The following is a 6,298-nucleotide window of genomic DNA, read 5'->3' on the forward strand; positions in this document are numbered from 1 at the left end:
AATTGAATCGCTACAAAATATGTAATGATTCGAGTTTAAAACCAAATAAAAAATATTTTAATAATAATTATTAAATTTAAAAACAATAATTTATGTCAGTAAAAATATATATTTTACTTTAAAATCTTCCCCAATATCCCCCTCTTTACCTGCTTGCAATTATAGCTTTTCAGTCACATGATTAAGCGATCAAGGCTGCATATCAAGTGAGTAAAATCATGACGCCTGAACAACGCTTCCAGGCCATTTTGGCCCAATCCAAGCAGCATGATGAAGAAAAATCCCAGCGCTCAAAGCTGGAAAATAATCTGATCGTGCTCAGTCATGAACTGAAGGAACTCGCAGAACGCATTGAGGAGCAAGTCACTGATCTCATCTTCGCTGAAATGGATCATTTTCTAGAATCTCAAGGCTGGAATTCAGAATTTATTAATACCAGAAATAAAAGATATACCCTGAATGAAAAAAATATTTATCTCAGTGCGCTTAAGCCAGCGATTGGAAAATTTTTATTTGTGATCAAGCATGACCTGTTTGAAAGTACTGAACATCAGGTTGAAGCCTGCTTTAAGGATAGTACGACCTTGAGTCATTTTAAAACTGCCATGCAAGGTGGAGATCTTAAAAATGATATTCCGATCAAGGCGCTTGAAGAATGGTTAAAAGGCTTACAGTTAACATTGCAGAAATTAAAAGCTGAAAGTAACAACCTTCAGGCTGATGGTCTGACCTATGAAGTAATTAAGGTCGGTCAGATCCATCATAAAAGACTGCCTAACTTTCTCGAAGCCTTTTTATCCATTCTGGAGCATAGATAAGTCTGTTTAAAGTTAGGGTTAGTTTTTAAACTTTATTTACAGGCGCTGTAATTCATTGACCGCACTTCCCTGTTCTGCGAGCCATCTCGCGCGTCGCTGGAACAAGGCTGGAGCAGCCTGATTGACCTGATCAATTAAGATTTGTAGATCAGCACGTACCAGTTTTCGGTTTTCTACCACCATCTGACCGTTGACCATGGTCATATGTACATCCTGTCCTTGTACTGCATGTACCAGATTGGTATGTAAATTAAATAACGGGCCTTGATCAATCAAGGGTGTCATTCTTGGGGTCGCAATATCTACTGCAATAATATCGGCAAGTTTTCCAGCTTCTAACGAACCAATCTGATCCAGCATGCCTAAGGCTTTGGCACCTGTCCGAGTTGCCATCTGACAGACAAACCATGAATCCAGTGCTGCAGCATCTAAACCGGAAAACTTCGCCAATAATGAAGCAGTTTTCATTTCTTCAAACATGTCTAAATTATTATTTTCTTTCTCGCCATCAGTACCTAATCCTACAGCAATGCCATGTTTAAGCATTTCCGTAATGGGGGCGGCGCCAGATGCCAGTTTCATATTCGATATCGGGTTATGTGCGACACCAACATTATAGTGTTTTAAAATTTCGATCTCTGCTGAATTGGCCCAGACACAATGCGCTAACAGGCATTGAGGTACATCCAGCATGCCCAATTGTTCCAGCGTCTGGATCGGGCGCACGCCATAACGTCGAAGGTTTTCTTCAACATCAAACTTGCTTTCGTTGCTATGCGTGTGAAAACCCGTCTGATATTCATGACACATTTTCTGGATACGTGCCAAGGCTTTTTCTTCAGCATAAAACAGATGTTCCAAGCCAACCCAGACCTGAATTCGCCCATTTGCGGCTTGATGCCATTTTTGAATTAAAGCTTCATTACTATTGAGGGTTTCAAAATAGTTGTGATCTGGATGTTCAGCCACATATGGCACCAGCACTGCACGTATACCGAGTTGCTGTGCGGCCTCAGCACTACCTTCCATATAACGCCACATATCCACAATGGTAGTCGTGCCGGATAGCAGCGCTTCGGCATAGCAGAGATAAGAGGCAATTTTGGAATCTTCGGGAGTCACTACCCGATGCATCGGATCAATAAACTGCTGCAGCCAGTCCCAGACCGGTAAACCCTCAGCTGTACCGCGTAGCAGGCCTGAGTGGCAGTGGGTATTAATCAAGCCCGGCATCAATAAACTTTTAGGATACTGGGTAACTGCAGCTTCAGGATATTGCTGAGTTAATTCCTGTAATGTTCCTACCTGCTTAATAAGAGCACCATCAATCAGGATGGCACCATCTTTAATACAGTCCAGGTTGGAGTTCATGGTCAGGACATAATCTGCGCTTATAATTTTCATAAAGTAATTCCTGAGATTTGTCCGGTTAAGGGCTAAAGGTTTTGCCGAGTGACGCTGGTAAATTGAGTTTCAATAACTTCTTGTCGCGTGAAATGAGAACTAAGACGACAATGGTTGCGATATATGGCAATGCCGATAACAGTTCATTCGCTACTTCTAGACCCAGAGCCTGGGCATGAAACTGCAAAATCGTTACACCACCAAATAGATATGCACCCAACATCAAGCGCGTTGGTTTCCATGCAGCAAAAACCACTAATGCAATTGCAATCCAGCCACGTCCTGCGACCATATTTTCAATCCACATTGGGGTATAAACCGTAGATAAAAATGCACCACCAATACCAGCCATTGCACCGCCAAACATGACTGCACCATAGCGAATCGCTAGCACGTTATAGCCCATGGCATGTGCACTTTCTGGAGATTCCCCAACAGCTTTCAGTAACAGGCCTAAACGGGTTTTACTCAGTACCCACCACACCAGCACAAAAGCAAGAATGGACAGATACACCACATAGTTTTGCTGGAACAGGACTGGCCCTATGAATGGAATATCAGCGAGTCCCGGAATTTTTAGGTTTTCCAGACCTGGTAAGGCCGTACTGACATAATTCTGTCCTAGAAAGGCAGAAATCCCGATCCCAAAAATAGTGAGTGCCAGACCACAGGCGGATTGATTGGTGCTTAAAGATAAGGTAAAAAATGCAAAAATTAGTGCCATCAATGTGCCTGCCAATCCGCCCATAAATAAGGCGCTGGCGACACTGGCTTCATACTGGCTAGCGAAAGCAAATCCAGCAATGGCACCGACCAGCATCATGCCTTCTACCCCAAGATTGATGACACCGGTACGCTCTGCTACCAGCTCACCCAGCCCGGCAAAGATCAATGGCGTTGCCGCAGCGACAGTTCCGGCAACAATTGCGGTTAATTCAATACTCATGTTGTTATCCTTCTTCTGTCTGGATCAGGCTGCTTGCGCAGTGGTCATGGTTTTTTTGATTTTCTTTTTGGTAAAACGGTAGCGGTTTTCAATCAGGGCATCTGAAGCCAACAGGAAAAATAAAAGCAGGCCCTGGAAAATTCCGGTAATCGCGACTGGGAGTTGCAACTGCATTTGTGCCAGTTCGCCACCTAAATAGATCAGCGCCATCAGGAAACCTGAAAGTACGATTCCAATTGGATTTAGTCGGCCCAGATAAGCCACAATAATGGCTGCATAACCATAACCTGGTGAAATATTCGGATTGAGCTGGCCGATTGGACCTGCAACTTCACAGATTCCGGCAATCCCCGCCATCAGACCTGAAACTCCCAAACTTAACCAGATGGCTTTTTTTGCTGAAAATCCTGCATATTGAGCTGCCAAAGGTGCCTGACCACTGACTTCCAGTTTATAAGCCATCAGACTCTTACGGATAAAAACCCAGAACAGCACCACTGCGATGATCGTGATAAAAATTGAGGCGTTAATCCGTGTGCCTTCCATAATCAGCGGCAGGGTCGCGCTTTCCGAGAACATTAAGGATTGTGGAAAGTTCATGCCATCTGGATCACGCCATGGACCATTGACCAGATACATCAGCAGGAAAAATGCCACATAGTTCATCATTAAGGTGGTCAAGGTTTCTTGCGCATTAAAATGGGTTTTTAGCAGCGCTGGAATCAGGCCCCAAATTGCACCACCAATCGCACCCATAATCACCATTAAAGGTAAAATCCACCAGCCGATCTGCTCATGAAACAGGATGGCAATACCACCGCCAAAGATGGCCCCCATAGCCAACTGCCCCTCAGCACCAATATTAAACAGACGGGCACGAAACCCAACAGCCAGACCCAAGGCAATTAAAATCAGCGGACTGGCTTTAATTATCAGTTCACTCAGATTATAGACTGAAGTCAATGGCTCAATAAAAAAGATATATAAAGCCTGAGCAGGATTCACTCCAAGCATTAAAAACAATAGGCTACCTACCGCCAGCATGGCGAGTAATGCAAGCACTGGTGAAAGCCATTTCATTAATTGAGAAGGATGTTCTCTAGGTTCTAATAAATGCATATTTACACCTCTTCTCTACGCGTGTGCTTCATGGACAGGCTCGGACTCAGCTAATATTGCTGGATCTGCCTGAATACCTGACATGAGCAGGCCAATCTGTTCTGCATTGGTATTTTTAACTGGAACAGGTGCAGACAGCTTTCCACCAGCCAGAACACAAATCTGGTCGCTAATTTCAAACAGTTCTTCCAGCTCTTCTGAAATCACTAAAATCGCAACACCTTGACGGGAAAGATCAATCAGGGTTTGACGAATAAACATCGATGCGCCGACATCAACGCCCCAGGTTGGCTGGGAGATGATCAGCACTTTCGGCTGTTGCAGGATTTCACGCCCTACAATAAATTTTTGCAGATTGCCGCCCGAAAGGCTGCGGGCTTCCGCTTGCGGTCCTGCAGCTTTTACCCCGAATTTTTCAATACATTGCTGAGCAAAAGCGACAGTTTTCTCAAACTGGATAAAGCCCCATTTGTTTAAACCCTGACGGAAAGCAGTTAACAAAGTGTTTTGTGCCAATGTCATATTCGGCACAGCACCTCGACCCAAACGCTCTTCCGGAACAAAGCCCAAGCCTAGATCACGTCGCTGGCCTGCACTGAGTTCAGAAATGTCATGATCTAATAGAAAAACCTGACCTTTTTTCGCCGTTTGCTCACCGGAAAGCAGAGCCAGTAATTCAGATTGACCATTACCCGAAATACCAGCAATGCCCAGAATTTCACCCGAATTCAGGTTAAGTTGAATATTGGATAAGGACACGCCAAAAGGATCATCAGTTTCGTAATTCAGGTTTTTCACCTGAAACAGCGTGCGATGTTCGCCTGTATATTCAGCATGCGCATAAGTCGGCAATTCCCGGCCAATCATTAATTTGGCCAGTTCACTGGTACTGTTTTCAGAAGGCAGTACATAGCCGGTGACTCTACCATTACGCAGAATCGTTGCTTCATCACAGAGTTCTTTGATTTCATGTAATTTATGGCTGATATAAAGAATTGAAACACCTTGCGAAGCCACCAGTCGCAAAGTTTTAAATAACTGACGTACCGCTTGTGGGGTTAATACGGAGGTCGGTTCATCTAAAATGAGTAAGGAAGGATTTTGGAGTAGACAGCGGATAATTTCGACCCGTTGTCGCTCACCAACCGATAAAGAAAAAACTTCACGCCGTGGATCTACCGGTAAGCCATATTGTTCTGATACTTCGGTGATTTTAGCCCCTAAGCTTTTTAAATCTATTTTCTCATCCAAACCTAATAAAATATTTTCAGCCACAGTCATGGTTTCAAACAGTGAGAAATGCTGGTACACCATGCCAATCCCCAGTTTTCTGGCCATCGACGGACTTTCTATCTGTACTTCTTTGCCATTCCAGACGATATGACCGCTATCTGCTTTGGTGGCGCCGTAGATGATTTTCATCAAGGTACTTTTACCAGCACCGTTTTCACCCAAAATGGCATGAATTTGCCCAGGTTGGACTTTTAAATTAATACTGTCATTTGCTTTCAATGAGTTATAGCTTTTGCTGATATTGATCAGCTCCAGTCGTGGAATTTGCTGCTCATTGAGCGATGACATTTCGATGTCATTTGACATGTGAGGCAGATCGCTCATAACTCAGTCTCCACTCATTTTGGCCCAGTCCATAAAGTGATTCATGGACTGGGGGGATGATTTTTCAGGATTTACTTTCTTTTATTTTTAAGTCATACACATAGTGAAAGAATTATTTAGGTAATGAACCTTCAACCCCTTTCACATAGAAGTTCATTTTTCCAAGCGCTTCATCTGTCATTTTGCCGCCTTTGGCAATCACCAAAGTTCCATCCTGTTTATAGATTGGGCCCTGGAATGGATGTAATGTGCCTTTATGAATCGCACTTTGTGCATTTAAAGCGGACTGTTTCACCTTTGCAGGAACAGCAGGTCCGAAGTTTTCAATTTTCACTGCATCCTGTTTTACGCCATACCAGAGAGCGGCAGGTTTCCAGGTTTTATTAGCCACTTG

5 protein-coding genes and 1 pseudogene are annotated in these 6,298 nt (G+C 43.7%); 1 reads left to right on the forward strand and 5 read right to left on the reverse strand.

The genetic code is table 11. The features are described from left to right. Positions 1 to 218: 218 nt before the first annotated feature. Positions 219 to 818: a hypothetical protein gene (locus B4J23_RS02905; protein WP_125278680.1), complete on the forward strand. Its 600-nt coding sequence runs from the start codon at positions 219 to 221 to the stop codon at positions 816 to 818. Positions 819 to 854: 36 nt separating this feature from the next. Here the strand turns inward: B4J23_RS02905 and B4J23_RS02910 are convergent, their stop codons facing one another. From B4J23_RS02910 to B4J23_RS02930, 5 genes and pseudogenes are all read right to left on the reverse strand, one after another. Beyond that, positions 855 to 2,222 (reverse strand): amidohydrolase family protein, encoded by a 1,368-nt coding sequence (locus B4J23_RS02910; RefSeq protein WP_291358714.1) that lies wholly within the window; start codon positions 2,220 to 2,222, stop codon positions 855 to 857. A 25-nt stretch (positions 2,223 to 2,247) separates the two neighbouring features. Then, on the reverse strand, positions 2,248 to 3,168 hold the full coding sequence (locus B4J23_RS02915) for an ABC transporter permease (protein ID WP_291358715.1): 921 nt from the start codon (positions 3,166 to 3,168) through the stop codon (positions 2,248 to 2,250). Positions 3,169 to 3,192: 24 nt separating this feature from the next. Next, positions 3,193 to 4,287 (reverse strand): ABC transporter permease, encoded by a 1,095-nt coding sequence (locus B4J23_RS02920; RefSeq protein ID WP_291358716.1) that lies wholly within the window; start codon positions 4,285 to 4,287, stop codon positions 3,193 to 3,195. A gap of 15 nt (positions 4,288 to 4,302) precedes the next feature. Beyond that, positions 4,303 to 5,904, reverse strand: coding sequence for an ABC transporter ATP-binding protein (locus B4J23_RS02925; RefSeq protein WP_291358717.1), 1,602 nt, complete (start codon positions 5,902 to 5,904; stop codon positions 4,303 to 4,305). 112 nt (positions 5,905 to 6,016) lie between these two features. After that, positions 6,017 to 6,298 (reverse strand): annotated as a pseudogene (locus B4J23_RS02930) (BMP family ABC transporter substrate-binding protein); the annotation flags it as partial.

Origin of the sequence: Acinetobacter sp. UBA3025 (genome assembly GCF_002367915.1) — a bacterium.
GTDB lineage: Bacteria > Pseudomonadota > Gammaproteobacteria > Pseudomonadales > Moraxellaceae > Acinetobacter.

Bases quoted from the DNA above. Each gene is read 5' to 3' on its own strand.
- B4J23_RS02905 (WP_125278680.1), top strand. From the start codon at position 219: ATGACGCCTGAACAACGCTTCCAGGCCATTTTGGCCCAATCCAAGCAG.
- B4J23_RS02910 (WP_291358714.1), bottom strand. From the start codon at position 2,222: ATGAAAATTATAAGCGCAGATTATGTCCTGACCATGAACTCCAACCTG.
- B4J23_RS02915 (WP_291358715.1), bottom strand. From the start codon at position 3,168: ATGAGTATTGAATTAACCGCAATTGTTGCCGGAACTGTCGCTGCGGCA.
- B4J23_RS02920 (WP_291358716.1), bottom strand. From the start codon at position 4,287: ATGCATTTATTAGAACCTAGAGAACATCCTTCTCAATTAATGAAATGG.
- B4J23_RS02925 (WP_291358717.1), bottom strand. From the start codon at position 5,904: ATGAGCGATCTGCCTCACATGTCAAATGACATCGAAATGTCATCGCTC.